Origin of the sequence: Nonomuraea composti (assembly GCF_012034275.1) — a bacterium.
Classification (GTDB): Bacteria; Actinomycetota; Actinomycetes; order Streptosporangiales; family Streptosporangiaceae; genus Nonomuraea; species Nonomuraea composti.
Window position 1 is genome coordinate 1 of sequence record NZ_JAATEP010000062.1, and the last position, 23432, is coordinate 23432.

At 72.7% G+C, this 23432-nt stretch carries 27 protein-coding genes; 13 read left to right on the top strand and 14 right to left on the bottom strand.

Annotated elements, in window-relative coordinates; genetic code table 11:
• The coding region (locus tag HCN51_RS48755) for an NADH-quinone oxidoreductase subunit H (RefSeq protein ID WP_206068779.1) at positions 1–441 on the bottom strand (441 nt) is incomplete at its 3' end.
• Positions 442–452: 11 nt separating this feature from the next.
• Entirely contained in the window at positions 453–1301 is an 849-nt protein-coding gene (locus HCN51_RS48760) for a helix-turn-helix transcriptional regulator (RefSeq protein ID WP_168019080.1), read from the bottom strand.
• A 546-nt stretch (positions 1302–1847) separates the two neighbouring features.
• Here HCN51_RS48760 and pip point away from each other — a divergent pair.
• Entirely contained in the window at positions 1848–2798 is a 951-nt protein-coding gene (pip, locus tag HCN51_RS48765; protein ID WP_168019082.1) for a prolyl aminopeptidase, read from the top strand.
• On the opposite strand, the gene HCN51_RS48770 is transcribed toward pip, so the two are convergent.
• On the bottom strand, positions 2795–3817 hold the full coding sequence (locus HCN51_RS48770; protein ID WP_168019084.1) for a nucleoside hydrolase: 1023 nt from the start codon (positions 3815–3817) through the stop codon (positions 2795–2797). The genes pip and HCN51_RS48770 overlap by 4 nt on opposite strands.
• A 127-nt stretch (positions 3818–3944) precedes the next feature.
• Here HCN51_RS48770 and HCN51_RS48775 point away from each other — a divergent pair, with 127 nt between their 5' ends.
• Positions 3945–4496, top strand: coding sequence for an ABATE domain-containing protein (locus HCN51_RS48775; protein WP_206068780.1), 552 nt, complete (start codon positions 3945–3947; stop codon positions 4494–4496).
• Between the two features lie 201 nt (positions 4497–4697).
• On the opposite strand, the gene HCN51_RS48780 is transcribed toward HCN51_RS48775, so the two are convergent.
• A complete protein-coding gene (locus tag HCN51_RS48780; protein ID WP_168019088.1) occupies positions 4698–4991 on the bottom strand; it encodes a hypothetical protein in 294 nt (97 codons plus the stop codon).
• Positions 4992–5001: 10 nt separating this feature from the next.
• Here HCN51_RS48780 and HCN51_RS48785 point away from each other — a divergent pair, with 10 nt between their 5' ends.
• Positions 5002–5259, top strand: a complete 258-nt coding sequence (locus tag HCN51_RS48785; RefSeq protein ID WP_168019090.1) for a hypothetical protein — start codon at positions 5002–5004, stop codon at positions 5257–5259.
• A gap of 28 nt (positions 5260–5287) precedes the next feature.
• On the opposite strand, the gene HCN51_RS48790 is transcribed toward HCN51_RS48785, so the two are convergent.
• Entirely contained in the window at positions 5288–6055 is a 768-nt protein-coding gene (locus HCN51_RS48790; RefSeq protein WP_346434071.1) for an IclR family transcriptional regulator, read from the bottom strand.
• A gap of 105 nt (positions 6056–6160) precedes the next feature.
• Here HCN51_RS48790 and HCN51_RS48795 point away from each other — a divergent pair, with 105 nt between their 5' ends.
• The 5 genes from HCN51_RS48795 to HCN51_RS48815 are packed head-to-tail and all read left to right on the top strand — an operon-like array spanning position 6161 to position 11088.
• On the top strand, positions 6161–7312 hold the full coding sequence (locus HCN51_RS48795) for a cupin domain-containing protein (protein WP_168019094.1): 1152 nt from the start codon (positions 6161–6163) through the stop codon (positions 7310–7312).
• Positions 7309–8160 (top strand): fumarylacetoacetate hydrolase family protein, encoded by an 852-nt coding sequence (locus HCN51_RS48800; RefSeq protein WP_168019096.1) that lies wholly within the window; start codon positions 7309–7311, stop codon positions 8158–8160. Before HCN51_RS48795 ends, HCN51_RS48800 begins: the two co-directional genes overlap by 4 nt.
• Positions 8160–8873 carry a maleylpyruvate isomerase family mycothiol-dependent enzyme gene (locus HCN51_RS48805; RefSeq protein WP_168019098.1) on the top strand — a complete coding sequence of 238 codons (714 nt, stop codon included), beginning with the start codon at positions 8160–8162 and terminating at the stop codon, positions 8871–8873. The genes HCN51_RS48800 and HCN51_RS48805 overlap by 1 nt, the downstream gene beginning before the upstream one ends.
• A 25-nt stretch (positions 8874–8898) precedes the next feature.
• Positions 8899–10110, top strand: coding sequence for an FAD-dependent oxidoreductase (locus HCN51_RS48810; protein WP_168019100.1), 1212 nt, complete (start codon positions 8899–8901; stop codon positions 10108–10110).
• Between the two features lie 6 nt (positions 10111–10116).
• Positions 10117–11088 (top strand): intradiol ring-cleavage dioxygenase, encoded by a 972-nt coding sequence (locus HCN51_RS48815; RefSeq protein ID WP_168019102.1) that lies wholly within the window; start codon positions 10117–10119, stop codon positions 11086–11088.
• Here HCN51_RS48815 and HCN51_RS48820 read toward each other — a convergent pair.
• The 5 genes from HCN51_RS48820 to HCN51_RS48840 form a co-directional block, all read right to left on the bottom strand.
• Positions 11085–12266, bottom strand: a complete 1182-nt coding sequence (locus HCN51_RS48820; RefSeq protein WP_168019104.1) for a glycosyltransferase family 4 protein — start codon at positions 12264–12266, stop codon at positions 11085–11087. The two genes, HCN51_RS48815 and HCN51_RS48820, sit on opposite strands and share 4 nt — an antisense overlap.
• Positions 12263–12961, bottom strand: a complete 699-nt coding sequence (locus HCN51_RS48825) for a sulfotransferase family protein (protein ID WP_230465973.1) — start codon at positions 12959–12961, stop codon at positions 12263–12265. Before HCN51_RS48825 ends, HCN51_RS48820 begins: the two co-directional genes overlap by 4 nt.
• Before the next feature lie 236 nt (positions 12962–13197).
• A complete protein-coding gene (locus HCN51_RS48830; protein WP_168019114.1) occupies positions 13198–14796 on the bottom strand; it encodes a CocE/NonD family hydrolase in 1599 nt (532 codons plus the stop codon).
• A gap of 93 nt (positions 14797–14889) precedes the next feature.
• On the bottom strand, positions 14890–15339 hold the full coding sequence (locus HCN51_RS48835) for a DUF3237 domain-containing protein (protein WP_206068781.1): 450 nt from the start codon (positions 15337–15339) through the stop codon (positions 14890–14892).
• Positions 15336–16505, bottom strand: coding sequence for an FAD-dependent monooxygenase (locus HCN51_RS48840; protein ID WP_168019122.1), 1170 nt, complete (start codon positions 16503–16505; stop codon positions 15336–15338). The genes HCN51_RS48835 and HCN51_RS48840 overlap by 4 nt, the downstream gene beginning before the upstream one ends.
• 72 nt (positions 16506–16577) lie before the next feature.
• On the opposite strand from HCN51_RS48840, the gene HCN51_RS48845 reads away from it, so the two are divergent.
• Positions 16578–17102 carry a MarR family winged helix-turn-helix transcriptional regulator gene (locus tag HCN51_RS48845; protein WP_346434072.1) on the top strand — a complete coding sequence of 175 codons (525 nt, stop codon included), beginning with the start codon at positions 16578–16580 and terminating at the stop codon, positions 17100–17102.
• A gap of 68 nt (positions 17103–17170) precedes the next feature.
• Here HCN51_RS48845 and HCN51_RS48850 read toward each other — a convergent pair whose 3' ends face one another.
• From HCN51_RS48850 to argG, 3 genes are all read right to left on the bottom strand, one after another.
• Entirely contained in the window at positions 17171–17593 is a 423-nt protein-coding gene (locus HCN51_RS48850) for an ATP-binding protein (protein ID WP_186404272.1), read from the bottom strand.
• 84 nt (positions 17594–17677) lie between these two features.
• Positions 17678–18508 (bottom strand): SAM-dependent methyltransferase, encoded by an 831-nt coding sequence (locus tag HCN51_RS48855; protein ID WP_080036752.1) that lies wholly within the window; start codon positions 18506–18508, stop codon positions 17678–17680.
• A 207-nt stretch (positions 18509–18715) separates the two neighbouring features.
• Positions 18716–20170, bottom strand: coding sequence for an argininosuccinate synthase (gene argG, locus HCN51_RS48860; RefSeq protein WP_168019131.1), 1455 nt, complete (start codon positions 20168–20170; stop codon positions 18716–18718).
• A gap of 129 nt (positions 20171–20299) precedes the next feature.
• Here argG and HCN51_RS48865 point away from each other — a divergent pair, with 129 nt between their 5' ends.
• From HCN51_RS48865 to HCN51_RS48880, 4 genes are all read left to right on the top strand, one after another.
• The gene (locus HCN51_RS48865; RefSeq protein ID WP_168019133.1) at positions 20300–20524 is read left to right on the top strand and encodes a 4Fe-4S domain-containing protein; all 225 of its coding nucleotides are present in this window, start codon (positions 20300–20302) and stop codon (positions 20522–20524) included.
• Between the two features lie 109 nt (positions 20525–20633).
• A complete protein-coding gene (locus HCN51_RS48870; protein WP_346434073.1) occupies positions 20634–21110 on the top strand; it encodes a cytochrome P450 in 477 nt (158 codons plus the stop codon).
• A gap of 142 nt (positions 21111–21252) precedes the next feature.
• Positions 21253–21888, top strand: a complete 636-nt coding sequence (locus HCN51_RS48875; protein WP_168019220.1) for a nucleoside/nucleotide kinase family protein — start codon at positions 21253–21255, stop codon at positions 21886–21888.
• Between the two features lie 50 nt (positions 21889–21938).
• Positions 21939–22850, top strand: coding sequence for an MFS transporter (locus HCN51_RS48880; RefSeq protein ID WP_168019135.1), 912 nt, complete (start codon positions 21939–21941; stop codon positions 22848–22850).
• A 28-nt stretch (positions 22851–22878) separates the two neighbouring features.
• Here the strand turns inward: HCN51_RS48880 and HCN51_RS48885 are convergent, their stop codons facing one another.
• Positions 22879–23301, bottom strand: coding sequence for a hypothetical protein (locus HCN51_RS48885; RefSeq protein ID WP_168019137.1), 423 nt, complete (start codon positions 23299–23301; stop codon positions 22879–22881).
• Positions 23302–23432 lie beyond the last annotated feature (131 nt).

Consider the following 23432-nt stretch of genomic DNA (forward strand, 5'->3'; position numbering starts at 1 on the left):
GGCGCCCATGGCCAGCATGAACAGCACCGCCACCGGCAGGTCCACCAGCTGCAGCGGCGTCTCGACGCCGAACAGGTTCACCACCGGCCCGAACGGCACGATGGAGAAGGCCAGGAACGCCGGCACCACCATGATCACCGGGGCGAGCAGGTAGAGCACCCGGTCCACGTTCCGGGGGAAGAGATCCTCCTTCAGCCCCATCTTGATCGCGTCCGCGACCGACTGCAGCAAGCCGGACCTGCCCGCCCGGTTGGGGCCGTGGCGGTGCTGCATCCGCGCGATCAGCTTGCGCTCGAACCACACCCCGAAGACCACGCCGAGCCCCAGGAACACGAACACCATCACGGCCTTGAGGATGGTGATCCACAGCGGATCATGGCCGAAGTCGGCGAGGGTGGGATCGGCCGCGAGAGCCCGTCCCGTCGTCCCGGTGAGCGTCATGAACGCGCACGCTAGTGCGCCGCCGTCCCGGTGTCTTGAACGAATGCGAACAGCTGTCCCGGCGTCATCCCCGCCATCGCCCGCACCTCGCGTGTCAGATGCGGCTGGTCGGCGTAACCGCACGCGATCGCCGCCTCGTCCAGCACGGCGGCGGGACGGCTCAGCGCCCGCACCGCCCGCTGGAACCGGGCGACCCGCGCCACCGTCTTCGGCGACAGCCCCACCGTGCGCCGGAACCCCAGCTCCAGATAGCGACGGCTGACACCCAGCTCGGCGGCCACCGCCTCCACCGTGACCCGCCCGCCCGGCTCCCGCAGCCGCGCGTGCGGGCCCAGCAGCCGCCCGTCCGGCGGCTGCTGCAGCCGCCGCCACGCCCGCATGATCAACTCGTCGGGGCCGGCCGGTCGCAGCCGGGTCGCCAGCCACCGCTCCAGCAGGGCGAAGCGCTCCGCCCAGCCCGCCTGCTCCGCCAGCCGCCCGGCCAGCTCGCCGGCCTGACCGGCCCCGAGAAGAACCTCCAGCGGGACGGCCGCGGCGCCGGCCACCTCGCGCATGGGCGTCCCGGTCAGCGCCGCCATCCCGGCGGGCGTCAGCCCGACCGCCACCCCGTGACGCCAGAGCGCCTGAGGAACGAGCGTCGCGGCGCCGCGCGGCCCGGTGACGAACGCCCCCGCGCCCGTGAAGTCGACGATCAAGGTGGCCGCGTTCAGCGGCAACATCCTGGTGGGCTGCCCCGCCACCGCCGGCGTGCGGAAACCCGCCCAGCCCAGCACGAAGGGACGCAGCTGCGGCCGCGCCGCGCGGACCCGGACCTCGTACGGCTCCGGCCGTGGCCGCGCCGGCAGTGAATGGATCGACATCACCTCCCATCATCCAGGAGGCCGTCCCGGGATCTCGTGGCGGGAGCATGCCAAGAGCCATGTTCCTGCCGTGAGGGCGTGGTGTTTGTCGCTTCGCGGCGAGTTCGGGCGACCGCGTTCCGTGCAACGTATCCGGTATGACGGCGAAGAGAACGAAATCCTGCTCATGCGGACACGGATCCTCCTGCTCCTGCGCCAGCACCTGCAGCTGCGGCTGCAACTCCTGATCCCCCCGGCCCGGTACGCGGGCCCGAGCGCCGGCGACCTCCGGTGACAGGGCGGGCACAGCGCCGTGCCCGCCACGCTCCCTCTGCCGCGACACGGGGCGATGCCGGCGCGCTCCACCACCCGGTGACAGCCCGGCGATCGGCTGGGCGATCGGCTGGGCGATCGGCTGGGCGATCGGCTGGGCACGGCACACGTACGTGGGCGACTCCGGGTCGGTCGCCGCGGGGCCCGATCCGGCGATCCTGGGCGCGGGTGCGCCGACCTCGACAACGAGAGCCGGCCACCGGCGTCCGGGACGGTGATCTATCTTCGGGTAGCGTGATCGACTGGTACCCGAAGACGGAGCCGTACGACTCCGGCCTGCTCGCCGTCGGCGACGGCAACGAGATCTACTGGGAGACCTGCGGCAACCCCGCCGGCAAGCCCGCGCTGTTCCTGCACGGCGGCCCCGGCGGTGGCCTGCTGCCCGACCATCGGCGCTTCTTCGACCCGGACGCGTACCGGATCGTGCTGTTCGACCAGCGCAACTGCGGTCGCAGCCGCCCCCACGCCGGCGACCCGGCCGTCTCGCTGCGCCACAACACCACGCCGCACCTGGTCGCCGACATCGAGCGGCTGCGGGAGCACCTGGGCGTCGAGCGCTGGCTGGTGTTCGGCGGAAGCTGGGGGACGACCCTCGGTCTCGCCTACGCGCAGGCGCACCCCGGCCGCGTGACCGGGCTGGTGCTGCGCGGCGTGTGGCTCGTCCGGCCCGGCGACCAGGCGTGGTCGTTCACGCCGTCGGGGGCGGCGCACCTGTTCCCGGCCGAGTGGGCGGCCTTCGTCGCCCCGATCCCCGCCGAGGAGCGGCACGACCTGATCGCCGCCTACGGCCGCCGCATCGCCGACCCCGACCCAGCCGTGCACCTGCCCGCAGCGCGCGCCTGGATGGGCTGGGAGCTGTCGGCGAACACGCTGCTCCCGGTCGCCCCGCCCGACCTCGACGACGCCATGCTGCTGGGCTTCGCCCGCATCACGCACCACTACATCGCGAACGGGGCCTTCCTCCCGGACGAGGGCCTGCTGGCCGGGATCGACCGCATCCGCCACCTCCCGGCCGTCATCGTCAACGGCCGCTACGACATCAAGACGCCGCCCGGCCAGGCGTGGGCCCTGCACCAGGCCTGGCCGGAGGCGGAGCTGCACATCGTGGAGGACGCCGGTCACGGCGGCTCGGAGCCCGGCATCCGCAGCCTGCTCATCCAGGCCACCGATCGCCTGCGTTCCTAGGGGCGGCCGTTCAGGGTGTCGAGGAAGCGTCGCTCGAACGCGGCCCGGTCGGCGGCCGTGCCGTACCGGAGCCGGCCTCCCGCCGGGGACAGGAACGTGCGGCCGGCCGACGGGCCGCTGAGCACGACGTCCACGCGTCCGTACGCGAACTCCACGTATCCGGGGCGGACGGCGCTCATGGCGGCGAGCGGGTCCCACCAGTAGAGGAGGTTCTGCGCGATCAGGGGCCGCACCTCGGGATGGGTGACGATCTCCAGGACGGTGGCGGCGGCCGGGGTGCCGTGGTCGGCGGCGAGCCGGTCCAGGAACGTGTCCGTGATCGGCACCTCGTTGGCGGCGTCCAGCGACACCATGCGGACGGCTCCCCGGCTGCCGGTGAGCACGGCGCGGGCGGCGGCGGGGTCGAGCCAGTAGTTGAACTCCTGCGTCCCGTCGAACTCCGGCGGCGTGCCGCAGCACAGGTTCCCCGGCACGTGGACGGCGCCGCCCATCGTGGTCAGCCGCGCCGCCGAGTACGGCAGGGCGGCGGCCGGGTTGGTGAGCGGGCCGGTGGCGATGATCTGGGTCGAGGGGTCGTCCCGCAGCAGCTTCCTGATCAGCTCGGGGGCGCGCACGGCCGACGGGCTCTCGTCGCCCGCGCAGCCGGGGGTGGCCGCCGTGAGCACCCGGTCGAAGAGCCGGCGCAGGTCGGCGGGGAAGGAGTGGGGCCCGGTGCCCGAGCCGTCGGCGATGCGGACGCCGCGCAGGCCGAGCCGCTCGGCCAGGCACCTGGCGTGCCGGATGGCCCGGCCGGGTAAGCCGGCGCCGCTGTTCGTGACGGTGATGGCGCGCAGGTCGATGCGGCCGGCGTGGTGCTCCTGGGCGAGGTAGGCCAGGGTGGCGGCGTCGTCGAAGTCCATGTCGGTGTCGAAGACGACGGCGGGCCGCTCGGGGCCGGAACGGGCGTGGGCGGCGGTCGCGGGGATCAAGGACGTCGCGGCGAGCAGGGCCAGAAGGAGGGGAAGAAGGGGTCTTTTCATGAGATTCCCGGAGAGGTGGGGTGATCGGTACGGACTCCAGTCAAACCCGGACCTGTTTCATTTCGTCTTCACCGCCCTTCCCACCCGGCGATTGCCCGATCGGGACGTCACCTGTCAAACTGGTGATGTGAAACATGTCTTCCTGTGCGGCAACCCCGCACTCGACTTCGCCTGCACGATGCGCGCCCGCCGCACCGCCCGCTTCGAGACGCTGGACGCCCCCGCCGCGCTCGACTCCTGGTACGTGGAGTGCGGCCTGGTCAACGAGGCGCCCTCCTGCTCCGGGGACGACCTCGCGCGGGCCGTGCGGGTGCGAGAGGCCATCTACGCGCTGGTCACCGCCCGGCTCGCCGGCGAGGGCTACGACGAGCAGGCGCTCGCGCTGGTGAACGAGGCGGCCCGCACGCCACCCGCGACCCCCAGGCTCACCGCTGCGGGCCGGTGGACGGAGGCGACCCCCGAGCAGGCGCTGTCCACCGTGGCACGGCACGCCATCGAGCTGCTCAGCGGGCCGGACGTGCCGCTGATGAAGGAGTGCGCCAACCCCGAGTGCACCAAGGTCTTCATCGACCGGTCGCGGGGCGGGCGGCGGGAGTGGTGCGGCATGGAGTCGTGCGGCAACAAGGTCAAGGCGGCGGCCTACCGGGCCCGCAAGAAGCAGGCGGTCGCGGCGCACTAGCCTCGGCCCGCGCGGGGCGGGGCTGCGGCGCGTCGGCCCGCGAGGGGCGGGGCTGCGGCGCGCCGGCCCGCGAGGGGTGGCCCGCTGGCCTCAGCCCGGAGGAACCAGGGTACAAGTCGGGATTTATCTCGCTAAGGTGCATGGGCTCGTGCCTGATGGCCGGGGTCGGCGTGTGGAACGTCCGGGCCGACGAGACTCCCGTCACTCCGGTGCTGGCGGCCGGCTCCAGCGAGCCGACCTCGTCCGCCACCAGAAGCGGGCACCGCGCCCGCACCACGCCGTCCACTCCCAGAAGCACCCCGAAAAGCACCCCAGAAGGACCCCCAAGAGCACCCCGTCGCCCACCGTCACGACCACGCGGCCGCGCCCCACCCCGTCCCGGACGCGGACGGCCGCCACCCGGCCGTCGCCGTCCGCCAGTGCGAGGAAGACGCGGCCGGCGGCGGCCTCGTCCAGCCTCGCGTACGTGCGGGTCGCCGGCGCGTCGAGGATCAACCCTGAGGGCGTGACCTGCTACACGGGCTCGATCGGCTTCGGCATCGGCCTGGACGCGAGCCAGGCGGGCGCCCCGTTCTCCAACCAGTGGATCGTGGACGGCCAAGTGCTGGAGAGCGGCTCCAGGAGGATCCCGTCCTACGGCAAGAGCGACTACTTCGGCTCGAAGAAGGAGGTCAGGCCGGAGCTGGGCACGTCCCACACCGTGGTCTTCCAGCTCACCTCCCCGCAGCGCAGGAGCAAGTCGGCGACCTGGACCATGTGCTGAGCGAGCCGGCCGCCCAAGACAGGAGGGCTCACATGGCGGCGCCGCGCATCTCCGCCTCGATGTCGCGCGCGGTCGCGGCCAGCGCGCCGACCAGGCCGGGCAGCAGGTCCCGGGAGAAGCGCGTGGTCGGCATCGACACCGACACGGCCGCCTGGGCCGTGCCGTCGGCGCCGCGCACGGCCCGGCCGACGGCGGTGACGCCCGCTTCGGTACGGCCCGCGTTGATGGCGAACCCGCGCTCCCGCGTCGTGCGCAGCTCGCGGCGCAGCGCCGCCAGGTTGGGCCGCTGCTCGGGCCGGTCGGCCCACTTCTCCGCGCTGTAGAGGAGGTCGAGCCGCTCGGGCGGCAGGTCGGCGAGCATGACCTTGCCGCCGGACGCCAGGTGGGCGGGGAAGACCATGCCTTCGCGGTTGCCGACCCGCAGCGCCTGGGCGCACTCCACGGTGCCGATGAACCGTACGTGGTCGCCGGCCAGGATGACGAGGTTCGCGCTCTCGCGTACCCGCTCGACGAGCGCCGACAGGTGCGGCATGGCGATCGCGCGCAGCCGTGAGGTGTGGGACAGGGAGCTGGCGCCGAGCGAGAGCACGGGCCCGGCCGCGTAACGGCGGTCTTCGAGCTGCACGGCGAAGTCGCGGTACACCAGCATGGCGAGCAGCCGGTGCGCCGTGGAGGGCACGACGCCGAGCCGTTCGGCGGCCTCGCCGACGCCGAGCGGCCCTTCCACCTGCAGCATGACGGCGAGCTGCAGCGCGTGGTCGACGCTGCGGATGGCGTAGTTCGGTGGATTCTTCACAGCGGGTCCGGCGGATTCTTCAGAGCAGAATGTCCTGTTCTTCTGGCGCGCCCAGGCTACAAGCTGGCACCGACGGCATCGAGCCGCACGCCCGAAGGAGCCGAGATGACCCACACCGCGAACCATCCGGTGCGCCTCGCCGTGGTCGACGCCCCGGACCAGCCGCCGCCGTCGCCCGCGCTGGAGGAGCTGTACCGCGGCTTCGAGCGGGAGCTGCTGATCCCGCTCTGGACGGAGATCGGCGACCTGATGCCGCCGCACCCGCGCTCGAAGGCGGTCCCGCACCTGTGGCGCTGGCGGAGCCTGCTGGCCCTGGCGGAGCGGGCCGGGCACCTGGTGCCGGTCGGCCGCGGCGGGGAGCGGCGGGCGATCGCGCTGGCGAACCCGGGGCTGGGCGGCCGGCCGTTCGCCACGCCGACGCTGTGGGCGGCGATCCAGTACCTGATGCCGGGTGAGGACGCGCCGGAGCACCGGCACACGCAGCACGCGTTCCGGTTCGTCGTCGAGGGCGAGGGCGTGTGGACGGTCGTCGGGCGCGACCCGGTGCCGATGCGGCGCGGCGACTTCCTGCCCCAGGTGGGCTGGAACTGGCACGCCCACCACAACGGCGCCGCCGAGCCGATGGCCTGGATCGACGGCCTGGACATCCCGTTCCAGTACGCCGTGGACGCCCAGTTCTTCGAGTTCGGCCGGGACCGGATCTCCGACGCCGAGCGCACCACCCCGGACCGCTCCCGCTCCGAGCGGCTGTGGGGGCATCCGGGCCTGCGCCCCGTCTCCGCGCCCGGCCCGCGGCCGGGCACCCCGCTGCTGGCCTACCGCTGGGCCGACACCGACCGCGCGCTGGCCGACCAGCTCGACCTGGAGGCGGAGGGGTACGCGGGGACGGTCGAGCCGGGCCACGCGGCCGTCCGCTACACCAACCCCACCACCGGCGGCGACGTGCTGCCGACCATCCGGGCGGAGATGCACCGGATCCGGACCGGGGCAGAGACCGCGCCGCGCCGCGAGGCGGGCTCGTCGGTGTTCCAGGTGTTCGACGGCAGCGGGCGCGTCACGGTCGGCGACAGGTCGTGGTCGGTGACCCGCGGCGACCTGTTCGTGGTGCCCTCGTGGCAGCCGTTCTCGGCCAGGTCCGAGGCGTCGGCGTCCGACTCCGACTCGGGCGCGCTCGATCTGTTCAGGTTCAGCGACGGGCCGGTCTTCGAGGCGCTGCACCTCGACCGGGTCACCGTGGAAGGGAACGGCAAGGCATGAGGCTGGCCACCATCCGCACGGCTGACGGCCGGACCAGGGCCGTGCGCGTGGACGAGGACGCGTCGGTGGATCTCGGCGCCGCCGACGTGGGCGAGCTGCTGGCCCGGCCGGGCTGGGCCGAGCGTGCCGCGCGGGCGCGCGGAGACGCGGTCGAGAGCGCCGGGTTCGCGCCGGTCGTGCCCCGCCCCGGCAAGATCGTGTGCATCGGGCTGAACTACCGCACGCACATCCTGGAGATGGGCCGCGAGCTGCCCCGGTATCCGACGCTGTTCGCCAAGTACGCCGAGGCGCTGATCGGCGCGTACGACGAGATCCTGCTGCCGCCCGAGTCCGGCCAGGTGGACTGGGAGGCGGAGCTGGCCGTCGTCATCGGCGCGCGGGTAAGGCGAGCGGGTGAGGCGGAGGCGGAGGCGGCCATCGCCGGGTTCGCCGTGCTCAACGACGTCACCATGCGCGACTGGCAGTACCGCTCGCCGGTGTGGTTGCAGGGCAAGACGTGGGAGGCCAGCACGCCGTTCGGCCCGTACCTGGTCACTCCGGACGAGCTGCCCGGCGGCACCCGCCCCTCGCTCACCCTGACCGGGTACGTGGACGGCGAGGTGGTGCAGCGGGCCGACACCTCGGACCTGGTATTCGACCCCGTGGCGCTGGTCCGGTACGTCTCCACGATCGTCACCCTCAACCCGGGCGACGTGATCGCGACGGGCACGCCCGGCGGGGTGGGGCACGCCCGCGAGCCCGCCCGCTACCTCACCGACGGCAGCGTCCTGGCCACCGAGATCACCGGCCTGGGCCGCGCGGAGTCGAAGGCGGTGGCGGAGAAGCCCGCCGCTGAGGGAGCGTCCTGATGGCGGCCCGGCGGAGCCTGGCCGACAGCCTGCGCTGGATGGCCGAGGGCACCGGCACGTTCTTCGACGCGCTCGCCCGCCTGCCCGACGACCGCCTGGACCGGCCGACGGCGCTGACCGGCTGGACCGGCAGGCACCTGCTGGCGCACGTCGCCGCGAACGCCGACGCGCTGCTCAACCTGGCGCACTGGGCGAGCACGGGCGAGGAGCGCCCCATGTACACCTCGTTCGAGCAGCGCGACGCCGACATCCGCACGGGCGCGGTGCGGTCCCCGGCCGAGCTGCGCTCCTGGGCCGCGACCTCCGCCGGGCTGCTGGAGAAGCGGCTGTCCGGGCTGGACGAGTGGCAGTGGACCCGGCCGGTGCGCACCGCGCAGGGCCGCACCGTCCCGGCGACCGAGATCCCGTGGCTGCGGGCGCGGGAGGTCATGGTGCACGCCGTCGATCTCGGCGCGGGGGTCGGCTTCGCCGACCTTCCGCCGGACTTCCTCGCGGCCCTGGTCGACGACATCGCCGCCAAGCGCTCCGGCGCCGCCGACGGCCCCGCGCTCCTGCTCAAGGCGACGGATCACGACGGCACGTGGCACGTCTCCGGCACCGGGGACGACCCCGTCACCGTCACCGGCACCCTCGCCGAGCTGGCCGCCTACCTGTCCGGGCGAGCCACCGGCCCAGGAGGCCGCCCCGCCCCCGCCCTGCCGCGCTGGCTCTAGCCCCCCGACGAGAGGAACACCCCGGATGACCAGTGTCGACGTAGTGGTGGTGGGCGGCGGCATCGGCGGCCTGGCCAACGCCCTCGCCCTCAGCCGCAAGGGCCTGCGGGTGCGGGTGCTGGAGCGGGCGCGGGAGTTCGGCGAGGTCGGCGCCGGCCTGCAGATCGCGCCCAACTGCACCCGCATCCTCGACCACTGGGGCCTGCTCGACGAGATCGTCTCGCTGGGCGTGCTCCCCGAGCACATCGTCATGAAGGACGCCCTCGACGGCAGCGTCCTGACCCGGCTCGACCTGCACGACGTGGAGCGCCGCTACGGCTTCCCGTACGTGGTGATCCACCGCAGCGACCTGCACGGCACGCTGCTGCGCGCCTGCCGCGAGGCGGGCGTGGACCTGGTCACGAGCGTCACGGTGACCGGGTACGAGCAGGCCGCGGGCGGTGCCGTGGCGGTGCACGAGGGCGGGCGGGAGCTCGGCCGGGTGGTGATCGCCGCCGACGGGCTGCACTCGGTGGCCCGCCGCCTGCTGAGCGACGACGAGCCGGTCAGCTCCGCGTACGTCGCCTACCGCGGCGCCGTGCCGTTCCACGAGGTGCGCGGCCTCGACGTGCACCCGAAGGACGTGGTCGTCTACATCGGCCCCCGCTGCCACTTCGTGCAGTACCCGCTGCGCCAGGGGGAGATGTTCAACCAGGTAGCGGTGTTCGAGTCGCCCAAGGCGCTGGCCGGCGAAGCCGAGTGGGGCACGCCCGACGAGCTGGACGCGGCCTTCGAGCACACGTGCGCGCAGGTGCGGGCGGGGCTGCCGCTGATGTGGCGGGACCGCTGGTGGCGGATGTTCGACCGGGACCCGATCATGAGCTGGGTCAGCGGCAGGATCGCCCTCACCGGCGACGCGGCGCACCCGCCGCTGCAGTACCTGGCGCAGGGCGCGGTGATGGCGATCGAGGACGCCTGGGTGCTGTCGGAGCACGCGGGCGCTAGCGGCGACTGGGACGCGGTGCTGGCGGCGTACGACGCCGTCCGTCCCGAGCACTGCCGCCGCGTGGTGACGACCGCGCGCGCCTGGGGGAACCTGTGGCACCACGACGGGGACAAGCGGCTGTGGCGCAACGACGTGCTGCGCGGGCGCGACGTGCACGACTACACCTACGTGGACTGGCTGTTCGGGCCGACCGCGCTCACCCCCGAGCAGGAGCCGCCGATGTTCCCGGGAGGCGGGGCGATCGTGTCATAGTGGGGCATGAGCGAGGAGCAGGATGCCCGTGAGCAGGCCCTGGTCGAGCAGGTGCTGGCGGCCTTCGAGGGCACGCCGTCGCCCCGGCTCAAGCAGCTCGTCCAGGCCCTGGTCGGGCACCTGCACGCGTTCGTCCGCGAGACGCGGCTGACCACGGAGGAGTGGGAGGCGGCGATCGGCTTCCTCACCGCGTGCGGGCGCATCACCGACGACCGGCGGCAGGAGTTCATCCTGCTGTCCGACGTGCTGGGCCTGTCGATGCAGACGATCGCGGTCAACAACGAGGCGCGCGGCGACGCCACCGAGGCGACCGTGCTCGGGCCGTTCTTCACCGAGGGCGCGCCGGAGATCCCGATCGGCGGCGAGCTGCCCGGCGGCGCGGCGGGCGAGCCGTGCTGGGTGGAGGGCGTGGTCACCGACACGGCGGGCGCGCCGGTGCCGGGCGCCAGGATCGAGGTGTGGGAGGCCGACGCCGACGGCTTCTACGACGTCCAGTACGGCGACGGCCGGACGGCGGGCCGCGCCTGCCTGCACAGCGACGACCAGGGCCGCTTCGCCTTCTGGGGGGTCACGCCGACGCCGTACCCGATCCCGGCCGACGGCCCGGTCGGCGACCTGCTGAGGGCCACCGGGCGCTCGCCGATGCGCGCCTCGCACCTGCACTTCCTGGTCTCCGCCGAGGGGCTGCGCACGCTGGTGACGCACATCTTCGTCCGCGGCTGCGCGTACCTGAGGCGCGACAGCGTGTTCGGCGTCAAGGAGTCGCTGGTCAAGGACTTCGTCCGGCAGCAGCCCGGCACGCCCGCGCCGGGCGGGCGGCGGATCGAGGGGCCGTGGACGCGGGTGCGCTTCGACATCGTCCTCGCCCCCCAGAAGGAAGTCCTCGCCCCTCAGAAGGAAGTCCTCGCCCCCCAGGAGGAAGGGGCGGACGCGCACCGGCCGGTGCCGGACGCGTCCGGGGATCGTCGAAGGCGCTAGCGGGCGGCCTTCAGCAGGTCGGCGTCGATCGGCCGGCGGTCGGCCAGCGCCGTGAACAGCTTCTCCCACATCGGCATCACGACGTGCGGGGTGTAGCCGTAGGCCGTCTCGGCCGCGGTGGCGCCCAGGCGCAGCCGCAGCTCGCGATCGCCCATCACCCGGCCGAGCGCCTCCGTCATGGCGGGCACGTTGCGGGGCGGCACGAGCAGGCCGTCCTTGCCGGGGGTCAGCACGTCGGCGGGCCCGGTCGGGCAGTCGAAGGCGACGATCGGCAGCGCGTGGCCCATCGCCTCGATCATGGCCATCGGCAGGCCCTCGATGCGGGAGCTGAGCGCGTACACCGACGCCCTGGCCAGCTCCTCGTGGATGCGGTTGCTGCGGCCCATCAGCCGGATCCGGTCGCCCGCGCCGAGCTCGTCGATGCGCTTCTGCAGCCGCTCCTTCGACGGGCCGGTGCCGAAGATGCGCAGCTTCCACTCCGGGTGCTCCTCCGCGGTGGCCGCGAAGGCCGGGATGAGCATGTCGAAGCCCTTCTGCGGCACCAGCCGGCCCACGGCGATCACGATCGGCTCGCTCTGGTCGGAGTGCTTGCGCTCGTCCATGTGCACCGCGTTGGGGATGCGCACGACCGGCGTGTCCTTCAGCAGCTTGCGGTACTCGCGGCGGCTGGTCTCGGTGAGCACGGCGATCGCGTCGAAGCGGCCGTAGTGGCGGGCGATCTGCTCGCGGACCCGCTCGTGGTAGGAGGCGAGGTTCATGTGCTCCTGGGCGACGCGGATCACGCTGGAGGAGGCGCGGCGGGCGGCGATGAGGTTGAGCGCGGGGCGGGTGGTGACCAGGATGCCGTCACGCAGGCCGGAGACGTACTCGATGACGGCCGCCTCGACGCGCTCGGTGAAGTACTCGGCGGCGAACTCGCCGTACGGGACGATCTTGCCGCGGGCCCGCCGCCACACCTTGCGGGCCAGGGAGTCGGCGGTGACGCCTTCGCGCTGGTCCACCAGCGTCGACAGGCGCACCAGCGGGTCGATCGCGAACTGCGGCTCGGTCCTGCGCCGGACCACGCTGACGATCTCGACGTCGTGGCCGGCCGCCGCCATGGCGTTGGCCTGGTTGACCACGGTGCGGATGGTGCCGCCCATGCCGTAGGCGTGCAGCAGCATGTAGCGGATCCTCATGTCAGGTACTCCCAGGTCCTGCACATGTCCTTCAGCACATCCGGGATCTGGTCGGGGCGGGGCAGGTCGCGGCCGCGTTGTACCGTTCCTGAGCGGATCTTGTCCTTCCAGTCACCCAGGCCCTTGGTCACGACGTCGGGGGTGCCGTACGTGAGCAGCTCGGGCGCCCAGGGCACGCCGAGGAAGTCGCAGATGGCGCGGCCGACGCGCTCGGGCTCCGCGGTCAGCTCCTCGTAGCGGACGGTCAGGCCGGGCAGGGCCTTGCGCGCGCGCTGCACGGCCTTCATGTACCGCAGCGCGTCGGCGGCGGCCTCGTCGGGGGTGCGCTTGCCGGGGCTGGCCTCGTACCAGGAGCTGGCGATCGAGGCGGGGTGGCGCAGCAGGAACACGAACCGCGCGTCCGGCCAGCAGGTGGACAGCCGCTCGTAGGCGAACGCGTTGGCCGGCGTCTTCTCGACGATGTACCGCTTGCCGCTGCGGACCAGCTCCCGGTGGAGCACGCGGTCCCACAGCAGGTGCTCCAGGTCGGCCTTGTTGTGGCCGAGTGCCTCCATGGCCTTTTCCGCCAGCGAGGTGTCGAATTCCACTCGCAACCGGCGTACGTGCAGCTCGTGCGGAGCGTGCAGGTCCGGGTGAGCGTTGAGCATCGCCCGCAGCAGCGTCGAGCCCGATCGGACCGGCGAGATGATGAACACCGGCGCCTGCACGAGGCGATCGGTCTTCGGATCCGCCGGGGGCCGGAAAGGCGTTTCCGGCCGTTTGACCGGAGCCTTTTCCTGGACCGTCGTCGTAGCCGCTTGCCCTGCTTTACCTACTCGGTTGAACTGGAATCCTGTGTACCTCGCCAGCGCCCCGTTGATTGTGCGCTGCCACTTCATGCCCAGGGAGAGTACCGGGCGTACCTGGAAATTGCCTGAACGAGAACGGACGCTTAACGCGGCACCACCGGCAGCGTGATGTACGAGTCCGGAAAAACCCGCTGATTCTGTACGACCAGGTCAGCCTCGGTCGCCAGCGCGGCCGGGCGGCCGGTTCCCGGGTTACGGTCGAAGCGGGGGAAGTTCGAGCTGGAGATCTCCACCCGGATCCGGTGACCGGCCTTGAAGACCTGGCTGGTGGCGACCAGATCGATCACGTACGTCCCCGACGGCGTGCCGGTGCGCACGATGCCGTCGATCACGCTCATCGCCCGCCCGTCCGGGTACACGTCCACCAGTTTGGCCGTCCAGTCGGTGGCGGCGGCCGAGGTCTCGGCGTGCAGCGTCACCGACACCGGCCCGGTCACCTCCACGTCGGAGCCGAGCACCCCGGTCGTGTAGCACAGCACGTCGGGGCGGCGCTCCACGTCGCGCTGGTCCTGCGGGCCCACGTTCGTCGGGTCGGCCAGCAGCGTCGGGCCGCCGGTGGTGGGCACCGGGTCGCGCGGGTCGAACGTGAACGTCGCCGGCTCGGCCGAGACCGGCGGCTCGGGGCTGAGCAGGCCGTCCGCGCGCAGGTAGTACGGCGTGTCCACGGCGCGGGCGAGCGGCCACGCCTCCTCGTCCCGCCACACGTCGTCGCCCATCACGAAGATCCTCACGGCCGGGCCGGTGTCGCGGCCCATCAGGAACGCGAGCTGCCGCTGTTCGAGCTGCACCGCCGGCGCCGAGGCGGCGAACCCGAAGTCGAGCCGCCCCGTACCGGACGAGGCCGCCGTCAGGTGCGACCAGGGCCCGACGACCAGCGGGCCGCCCAGCCGCCGGTGGTTCTCCAGCGTGCCCGCGAGGAACAGGTCGAACCAGCCGGCCACGTGCATCACCGGCACCTCGATGCGGTCGTGCCGCAACGTTTCGGCCAGCTCCTCCCAGAACGCGTCGCGCTCCGGATGGGAGATCCACTCGCGCCACCACGGGATGCCCTCGATCGTGTCCAGCGGCAGCGTGCGCAGCGCCGTGGCCTGGTCGGTCATCGCCGGCAGCAGCGCGCCGAACGCCGCCCCGACGTCCTCGCCCGCCTCCGCCGCGTGCATCAGCCCGAGCGCCGCCTGCATCGCGCCCCAGTTGAGCGCCGAGCCCAGGGCCAGCGCCCCGCCGTGGTACTTCAGACCGTCGTGGAAGTCGTGCGGCGTCATCGCCGCGTACACCGCCTTGAGCCCCGGCGGGCGGGTGGCGGCGGCCTGAAGGGCGCAACCGGCCAGGTACGACATGCCGGTCATCACCACCTCGCCGTTCGACCACGGCTGCCCGGTGATCCAGGCGATCGTGTCGTGCCCGTCGTCGCCCTCGTCCCGCCACGGGCGGAACTCGCCGTCGCTGCTCCCGCGCCCCCGGCAGTGCTGCAGCACCACCGCGAAGCCCGCCTCCAGCGCCGCCGTCACCGGGATCATCCGGAACGCGCCCTCGCCGTACGGGCTGCGCGCCAGCAACGCCGGGAACGGCCCACCCTCCGCCCGGCGGTGCACGGTGCCGCGCAGCACGGTGCCGTCACGCATCGGCATGGGCGTGTCGTACTCGGCGGTGACGCGCATCGGCGAGCGGTCGAGCTTCGGCATCGGAGCCTCCGGCGTCGGTCGGGCCGGCGCGGGTCGGGCCGGCGCGGGTCGGGCCGGCATGGGTCGGGGCGGCGTGGGTCGGGCCGGCGCCGGTCAGGTGAGGGTGTAGGCGTCGTACCGTACGGCGGAGGCGGCGCGCGCCGCCGAGGCCACCGCCAGCGTACGGTTCAGCCACAGATAACGCTCGTCGCCGGTCTCGAAACGGCAGAACAGCCGGAAGTAGTACTCCGACGGGTCCACCTCCTCGCCCCGCGCGAGCCGGTCGAGCACCTCGGGCGGGCCGTGCCGCACGCCGCTGGTCGAGATGTAGAGCAGCGCGCCGTCGTGGGTGCGCAGCGTGTAGCGGGTGTCCACGCTGATCGCGCCGTCGGCGTGCACCACCTGCCAGTCGGCGCCGCCGGGCAGCACCACGCCCGACAGGCGGGGCCCCTCGAACGAGCCGCCCACGATGTTGATCACCCGGCGGCGGCCCCACGGCGAGTCGCCGAGGTCGAGGATCGGGTCGAGCTCGACGTGGAAGGAGGCGAGCGGTTCGAGGTTCATCGGGTGACGCTCCAGGACGGGCGGGCGCTGAGCGAGGCCGGGTCGAAGCCCGCCGTGCGCTTGTAGGAGGCGGCGATCTCGGCCCGCTCCGCCAGCGGGATGACCTGCTCCACGTCGTCGAACCCGCCCGGCGCCCGCTCGTGGGCCAGCTTCATCACGACCTCCGGGCCCATCTCCCTGTTCGACAGCTGCAGCGCCGTCGTGGCGGGCCGCCGCAGCCGCTCGTACGCGGGCAGGTCGTCGCGGGCCAGCGCGTACGCCAGCACCCGGGCGTCGATGATGGCCTGGGAGGCGCCGTTGGAGCCGATCGGGTACATGGCGTGGGCCGCGTCGCCGAGCAGCGTGACGTTGCCGACGGTCCAGCGGGGCAGCGGGTCGCGGTCCACCATCGGGTACTCGTAGGCCGTGTCCGCGCCGGCGATGATGCCCGGCACGTCCAGCCAGTCGAAGCGCCAGCCGGCGAAGTGCCGGCCGACCTCGGCCAGGTCGCAGGGGCGGTTCCAGTTTCCGCGCTCGGGCGGCTCGCCGTCGAGCGGGCGCTCGGCGATCCAGTTGATCAGGGTGCGCTCGCCGGTCTCGATCGGGTAGGCGACGAACTTCTGCGTGCCGTCGCCCGCCATGATCATGGATCGGCCGGTCAGGAACGGCTCGCCGTACGTGGTGCCGCGCCACAGCACCAGGCCGTTCCCCGGGGGCGGCCCCTCGTCCGGGTACAGGTGCGCGCGCACGGCCGAGTTGATGCCGTCCGCGCCGATCAGCAGGTCCTCCTCGCCGGGGCCGGTGATGCGGCTGCCGGTCCGTACGCTGTCCGGCCCCAGCCGCTCGATCACCGCCTCCAGCAGCAGCATCTGCAGGCGGCCCCGGTGCACGGAGTACTGCGGCCAGGCGTAGCCGGCGCCGAGCCCGCGCGGCTCGGACCAGATGGGGGTGCCGTAGCGGTTGAAGTAGGCCAGCTCGGCCGTGGCGACGCCGATCGCGGCCAGGCGGTCGGCCAGGCCCAGCTCGGTCAGCTCGCGGACGGCGTGGGGGAGCAGGTTGATGCCGACGCCGAGGGGCTTCAGCTCCCGGGCGGCCTCGTGCACGGTCACGTCGGAGAAGCCCGCCGCGTGCAGGCTGAGTGCGGCGGTCAGGCCGCCGATGCCGGCTCCGGCGATGACGATGCGCACTGGCCCTCCTCCGAGATTGTTATGGCCGAAACAATATCTCGGGTGGGCGTCCCGCTACGCAAGACTTGACCGGTGACCGATTCCCAGGCCGGGCCGCCCGACCTCGAGTACGCCGCGTACGCGCGGGAGCGGCTGGCCGCGATGCCGCCGCCCGCCGATCCCGACGCGTTCGCGCTGGCCTACCACCTGCTGCAGCTCGCCTACCTGCTCGTGACGGACCTGGAGACGCGCATCCACCGGCCGCGCGGCTGGACGCTGCCGGGCTTCCGGCTGATGTTCAAGCTGTGGCTGCTCGGCCCCACCCAGCCGGTCCGGCTGGCCGAGCTGTCGGCCATGTCCCGCTCCGCCGTCACGAACGCGGTCAACACGCTGGAGCGCGGCGGGCTGGTGGAGCGGCGGCCGGTGCCGGGCGACGGCCGCGCGGTCGTCATCGCGCTCACCGGCGCGGGGGAGAAGGCCGTGCGGGAGGCGTTCGCCGAGCAGGCGCGGCGGGAGGGGGAGTGGTTCGCGCCGCTGGACGAGGCGGAGCGGGAGCGGCTGACCGGGCTGCTCATCAGGATCCTGCGGGAACGGCCGGCACTGGGCTCCGCCCGGTGACGGGGGTGGTCAGGGGGCGACACGGGTGTTCAGGCGGCGATCGCGAGCCGCGTTCGGTGACGGAGCGGTCAGGCGGTGATCGCGAACCAGACGAGCTTGCCGTTGTCGGCCGGTGTCACGCCCCACTCGTCCGCGATCGCGGCGACGATCTGCAGGCCGCGCCCCGACAGGGCGTCCACGCCGGGGGAGCGCTGGAACGGCACGCCCTCGCCCGGGTCGAACACCTCGCCGTACAACCGGCCCCCGCGCTCCTCCAGCCGCAGCGTGTAGGCGGAGCCGCCGTGCCGTACGACGTTGGTGACGAGCTCGCTGACGATCAGCAGACAGTCGTCGGAGAGGTGGGCCAGCTCCCAGCGAGACAGCTCCGCCCGGACGAGGGAGCGGGCCTCGGCGACGCCGGCGGGAGCGGAGGGCAGCAGGTACTCCACCGCGCGGGCCTGAGGGGCGGTCAGGGACCCGCCGTGAGGGGCGAGGTGGGGGGCCATACGCATCACGTTCTTTCATTTTGGGAGCGCTCCCACACTTACGATAAGCGCTCGCCTTCACTTTTGTGAATGCGTGGCAGAGAAGTTTCCTCAGGGGATGCGAGCGACGGCACCGTAGTTGCCCGACGAGCTGGGCTCCTCGCGACAGGCGTGGCCGTTGTCGTCAGGGCGCCACTCCGGCACCCACACCAGCCCGGGCGCCACCAGGTCGAGCCCCTCCAGCAGGGCCGCCACCTCGTCCTTCGTGCGGATCGCCAGGTGCGGCAGCGTCATCGCGAGCAGGTCGCGGATGGCCGGCAGCAGCTCCGGCGGGACGCCGTCGAACGTGGTGTGCAGCAGGCCGAGGAAGCTGCCGCCCGGCGCCGTGTGCCGCAGGCGCTTGATGACGTAGTGGGCGTACTCGTCGTCGTTGAGGCTGTAGGTCGACAGCAGCAGCACGGCCACCGGCCGGTCCCAGTCGATGAACGTGCGCACCACGTGGTCGCGCAGCACCTCGTCGATCTCGCGGATGTCGCCCTCCACGACGCGCACCAGGTCGGTGAAGGGCTCGATGGTGGCCTGCGCCATGGTGACCACCATCGGGTTGTTCTCGACGTACAGGACGCGCGGGGCGGCGGCGCACGCCTGGCGGGCCACGTCGTGCAGGCCGTGCCCGGCCGACGGGCCGCTCGGGATGCCGCTGCCCACGATCAGATACTGGTCGACGCCTTCCGCGGACAAATGGCCGATCATGCGGGAGAAGAATTCGAGCACCGCGCGGGCCGCCGTGGTCAGAGCCGGGGCCGCCTGATCAAAATGGCGGACCGTGTCCTTGTCCGCGAGGAAATGGTTCTTGCCACCTGCCGCAGCGTCGAAGATGCGCGTTATTCTGGCCTGCGTGGTCTCGAGGCCGGCCAAGTTCCGCACGGCACGCTGGTGCATGATGGCCCCTTTTCCCTCGCCGCTACCGGCAAGCCGGTAGACGATCTCTGGACCTCACTCGATGACTCGAACCATATGTTCCAACAATTCCAGTCAATGACAACCCGCTAGACCGGTTGTCTTGGATATGTTTGGCCGCCGCATCGGTGTGGCAAGGGACCTCTGCCGGGCGGGACACACCCGGCAGAGGATGAAGGGGCGCGTGCGTCAGTCGGTGCCGGCCTCCATCGCCGCCTGGTCGAGCAGCACGTCGTCGTCGGACACCTCGCCGGGGGCCTCGCCACGAGAGGCGATCGCCTCGGCGCCGCCCTCCGGCATCGCGCCGATCAGCCCCGTCGCGGCCACCTGCGTGGTGCCCAGCAGCGTCTGGTGCCCCACCATGCCGAGCCCGGCGTACTGCTCCAGCTTCGCGCGCGAGTCGGCGATGTCGAGGTTGCGCATGGTGAGCTGGCCGATGCGGTCGAGCGGGCCGAACGCGGCGTCCTCGGTGCGCTCCATCGACAGCTTGTCGGGGTGGTAGCTGAACGCCGGGCCCGTCGTGGCGAGCACCGAGTAGTCTTCCCCGCGCCGCAGCCGCAGCGTCACCTCGCCGGTGATCGCCATGCCGACCCAGCGCTGCAGCGACTCGCGCAGCATCAGCGCCTGCGGGTCGAGCCAGCGGCCCTCGTAGAGCAGCCGGCCCAGCTTCCTGCCCTCGATGTGGTAGCTGGCCAGGGTGTCCTCGTTGTGGATGGCGTTGACCAGCCGCTCGTAGGCCGCGTGCAGCAGCGCCATGCCCGGCGCCTCGTAGATGCCCCGGCTCTTGGCCTCGATGACGCGGTTCTCGATCTGGTCGGACATGCCGAGCCCGTGCCGGCCGCCGATCGCGTTGGCCTCCAGCACCAGATCGACGGCCGAGGCGAACTCCTTGCCGTTGATCGTCACCGGCCGGCCCCGCTCGAACCCGATCGTGACGTCCTCGGCCGGGATCTCGACCTCAGGGTCCCAGAACCGCACGCCCATGATCGGCTCGACGATCTCGATGCCGGCGTCGAGGTGCTCGAGCCTCTTGGCCTCGTGGGTGGCGCCCCAGATGTTCGCGTCGGTGGAGTACGCCTTCTCCGTGCTCGCACGGTAGGGCAGGCCGCGGGCGAGCAGCCACTCCGACATCTCCTTGCGCCCGCCGAGCTCGCTGACGAAGTCGGCGTCGAGCCACGGCTTGTAGATGCGCAGCGACGGGTTCGCCAGCAGGCCGTAGCGGTAGAACCGCTCGATGTCGTTCCCCTTGAACGTGGAGCCGTCGCCCCAGATCAGCACGCCGTCGTCGAGCATCGCGCGCACCAGCAGGGTGCCGGTGACGGCGCGGCCGAGCGGCGTCGTGTTGAAGTAGGTGCGGCCGCCGGAGCGGATGTGGAACGCCCCGCAGGCCAGCGCGGCCAGACCCTCCTCCACGAGGGCCTCCCGGCAGTCGACCAGCCGGGCGATCTCGGCGCCGTACGCCGTCGCGCGGCCCGGCACCGAGGCGATGTCGGGCTCGTCGTACTGGCCGATGTCGGCGGTGTAGGTGCAGGGAACCGCACCCTTCTCGCGCATCCACGCGACCGCCACGGAGGTGTCGAGGCCGCCGGAGAAGGCGATCCCGACGCGTTCGCCTACGGGGAGGGAGGTGAGCATCTTGGACACGAATAGAAGTATATACACATGACTGCATGACCATTCAATGCTTGCCCCCTCATCGGCGCGCCGCCTTGTTCGGGGCAAAATTTAAATCAGTCGCTTGGCTTACGATGGTCAGGCTGGTTGAGTGAGCCTGTGAAGGTCACCGTTGACGAGGACAGATGTTGCGGCGCCGGCAACTGCGTGCTGCTCGCGCCCGAGGTGTTCGACCAGCGTGAGGACGACGGCATCGTGCTCCTCCTGAACGCCGAGCCGGCCGAGACCGAGCACGCGCGGGTCCGCGAGGCCGCCGCCGTCTGCCCGGCGGGCGCGATCGAGATCAGCACCGGGACCGGCATCGGGATCAGCGAGGACGCATGACCGAGACACTGCCCGAGTTCCCAGGCGTGAGAGCGGCGACGTGCCCGTTCGACCCGCCGCCGCGCATCCAGGCCCTGCAACAGGACGGGCCGCTCACCAGAGTCCGGCTGTGGGACGGCAGCACACCCTGGCTCGTCACCACGTACGCCGAGCAGAAAGCGCCCTCCTGCGCGAGAGCGACGACCCCAAGCTGATCGCGGGCGCCGTCGAAGAGCTGCTGCGCTACCTCAACATCACCCACAGCGGACGCCGCCGCGTGGCCCTGGCCGACATCGAGATCGCCGGCCAGGTCATCCGCGCCGGCGAAGGCCTCATCATGGCCAACGACATCGCCAACCGCGACCCCGCCGTCTTCCCCGACCCCGACGAGCTGGACCTGCGCCGCGACGCCCGCCGCCACGTCGCCTTCGGCTTCGGCGTCCACCAGTGCCTCGGCCAGCCGCTCGCCCGGATGGAGCTGCAGGTCGTGTACGGCACCCTCCACAAGCGCATCCCCACCCTCACCCTGGCCACCGACCTCGACCGCATCCCCTTCAAGCACGACGGCCAGGTCTACGGCGTCTACGAGCTACCCGTCACCTGGTGACCCGCGTGCCGCCGGTGGTGACACACGTCCCGCGAGTGGTGGCGCGCGGGCCCCGGGCGGTGGTCCGGGGGTGGCCGGCACGCCGTTGGCCGGTACGCCGCTAGGGTGCTCGTGTGGATCAGTGGGGTGGCCGGTGAGCGGGATGGAGGGGCTGGTCGAGCGCGTGCGCGGGCTGGCCGCCGCAGGTGAGCGCGTGGTGGTCGGGATCGCCGGCTGCCCCGGCGCGGGCAAGTCGACGCTGGCGGGCCGGCTCGCCGCCGCGCTCACCGCCGCCGGGCTGCCCGCCGTCTGGGTGCCGATGGACGGCTTCCACCTGGCCGACGTCGCCCTCGAACGCCTCGGCCGGCTCGGCCGCAAGGGCGCCATCGACACCTTCGACGGCCACGGCTACCTCGCCCTGCTGCGCCGCCTGCACACCGAGACCGGCACCGTCGTGTACGCGCCGTCCTTCGACCGCGACATCGAGCAGCCGATCGCCGGCGCCATCGCGGTGCCGCCGCAGGCCCGGGTCGTCGTCAGCGAGGGCAACTACCTGCTGCACGACGAGGACCCGTGGCGGCAGGTGCGCACGGCCATGACCGAGGTCTGGTACGCCGACCTCGACGACCACGTCCGCCTGGAGCGCCTCACGCGGCGGCACGTCCGGTTCGGCAAGAGCCCGGAGCAGGCGGAGCGCTGGGTCGCGACCGTGGACGAGCCCAACGCCGCCGCCATCCGCGCCACCCGCCACCGCGCCGACCTCCACGTGGACATCGCCGCCCTCGCCCTGTCCCCCTGACCTCCCGCCCCGCGATTTGCGGGGGTGTGAGGCCCGGGTTAGCGTGCCGCATGACCCGAGGCAGCGACCCCGAGCCGGGCCCCGAGCAATCCGCAGCCCCCCGGGACACCGCACCCAGGGCGGCCACAGCCGGAGGCGCCGCGCCCGGCGAGGCCGCAGCCGGGGATGCTGCCAGGGCCGCTGAGGGCACCGGCGGCGGCGCGCCCGGCGAGGGCGGTGCCGCGTCCAGTCCCTGGGCCGTGCTGGTGCGGCATGCGGACTTTCGCCGGCTTCTCGCGGGCAACACCGTCTCGCTGCTCGGATCCAGTGTCACCACGGTCGCGCTGCCCCTGACCGCCGTCGTCCATCTCGGTGCCTCCGCCACCGAGATGGGCGTGCTCGGTGCCCTCGGCCTGCTGCCGCACCTGCTCCTCGGCCTGCCCGCCGGCGTGTGGATCGACCGGGTGCCGTACCGCCGCGCGGTCGTGGTGGCCGACGCGGTGCGGGTGGGGCTGCTCGGCGCGGTGCCGGTGCTGGCCGTGTTCGGCGGGCTGCGGATGTGGCACCTGTACGTGGTGGTGACGCTGGCGGGGACGGCGGCGTTGGTCGAGTCGGTGGCCGCGCAGTCGTTCACGCCGCAACTCGTCCCGCGTGAGCGGCTGCTGGCCGCGGCGGCCGGCCCGTTCGCGCTGGTCGTGGCCGTCGTGGTGCTCGCCCAGCTGTTGCGGGGCGCGGGCCCCTCGCTGTACGGCGTCAACCAGCAGACGTTCCGCCAGGCGCTGATCCCGGCCGAGCTGCTGTCGCGCGCCAACGCGACCTGGCGCTTCCTCGCGTACGGCGGGCAGTCGCTGGGCGCGCTGGCGGGCGGCGCCGCAGCCGCGGCGCTGGGGCTCCGGGCCACCCTGGTCGTCACCTCGTGCGTGATGCTCGCGGGCACCGCCATCGGCGCCGCCTCACCCCTGCGAAGCTTGCGCCGCCTGTGAGCCGTGCGCGGCCTCCCCGCCGGGCGAGCTAGTGGTGATGGGCGATGGGCGCCATGTACGTGTACAGCTCGTACCCGACGAACGCGACCACCGGCAGCCCGACCGCGATCAGCAGGCGGCGCGGCAGCGGCGGCCGGGCGACCGGCGGCGCGATGTCCTTGATGGGGATGACCGGCACCTTGGCCAGCGGCACCGGGTCGGGGGCCGCCGCCAGCTCGGGGTGGCGGGCCAGGTAGCCGGCGGGGAAGGACGTGAGATGGTAGGCGCCGCACGCCGGGCAGCTCAGCCCGGACCAGGGTGGCTGGACGGGCACCCCGGAGGCGAGCCAGATCTCCGTCTCGTTGCCGTGGTCGTCGGTCAGGTGACGGACGACGTAGTCCTCCTCCCATACGTAGAGACAGCGCAGGCACTCGAAAGGCCATGACTCACGGGATTCGAACCCGTCGTGCACAGGGAATCACCCCCGGCCGGGTAAGGAGCGTGTGTGTTCCTTACGAGTGTCCGCCCCTGCCCGTACTCCCACGCAAGTGGGCAGTTGTGACACTTGCCGCCACAAAAAGCTCGCTCGGTGTGATGTTAGCC

Excerpts from the sequence above, each read along its gene's own strand:
- HCN51_RS48820 (WP_168019104.1), bottom strand. The coding sequence starts at position 12,266 with ATGAGGATCCGCTACATGCTGCTGCACGCCTACGGCATGGGCGGCACC.
- HCN51_RS48830 (WP_168019114.1), bottom strand. The coding sequence starts at position 14,796 with ATGCCGAAGCTCGACCGCTCGCCGATGCGCGTCACCGCCGAGTACGAC.
- HCN51_RS48805 (WP_168019098.1), top strand. The coding sequence starts at position 8,160 with ATGGCGGCCCGGCGGAGCCTGGCCGACAGCCTGCGCTGGATGGCCGAG.
- HCN51_RS48835 (WP_206068781.1), bottom strand. The coding sequence starts at position 15,339 with ATGAACCTCGAACCGCTCGCCTCCTTCCACGTCGAGCTCGACCCGATC.
- HCN51_RS48795 (WP_168019094.1), top strand. The coding sequence starts at position 6,161 with ATGACCCACACCGCGAACCATCCGGTGCGCCTCGCCGTGGTCGACGCC.
- HCN51_RS48800 (WP_168019096.1), top strand. The coding sequence starts at position 7,309 with ATGAGGCTGGCCACCATCCGCACGGCTGACGGCCGGACCAGGGCCGTG.
- HCN51_RS48760 (WP_168019080.1), bottom strand. The coding sequence starts at position 1,301 with ATGTCGATCCATTCACTGCCGGCGCGGCCACGGCCGGAGCCGTACGAG.
- HCN51_RS48880 (WP_168019135.1), top strand. The coding sequence starts at position 21,939 with ATGACCCGAGGCAGCGACCCCGAGCCGGGCCCCGAGCAATCCGCAGCC.
- HCN51_RS48810 (WP_168019100.1), top strand. The coding sequence starts at position 8,899 with ATGACCAGTGTCGACGTAGTGGTGGTGGGCGGCGGCATCGGCGGCCTG.
- HCN51_RS48875 (WP_168019220.1), top strand. The coding sequence starts at position 21,253 with ATGGAGGGGCTGGTCGAGCGCGTGCGCGGGCTGGCCGCCGCAGGTGAG.
- HCN51_RS48850 (WP_186404272.1), bottom strand. The coding sequence starts at position 17,593 with ATGCGTATGGCCCCCCACCTCGCCCCTCACGGCGGGTCCCTGACCGCC.
- HCN51_RS48815 (WP_168019102.1), top strand. The coding sequence starts at position 10,117 with ATGAGCGAGGAGCAGGATGCCCGTGAGCAGGCCCTGGTCGAGCAGGTG.
- HCN51_RS48770 (WP_168019084.1), bottom strand. The coding sequence starts at position 3,817 with ATGAAAAGACCCCTTCTTCCCCTCCTTCTGGCCCTGCTCGCCGCGACG.
- HCN51_RS48855 (WP_080036752.1), bottom strand. The coding sequence starts at position 18,508 with ATGCACCAGCGTGCCGTGCGGAACTTGGCCGGCCTCGAGACCACGCAG.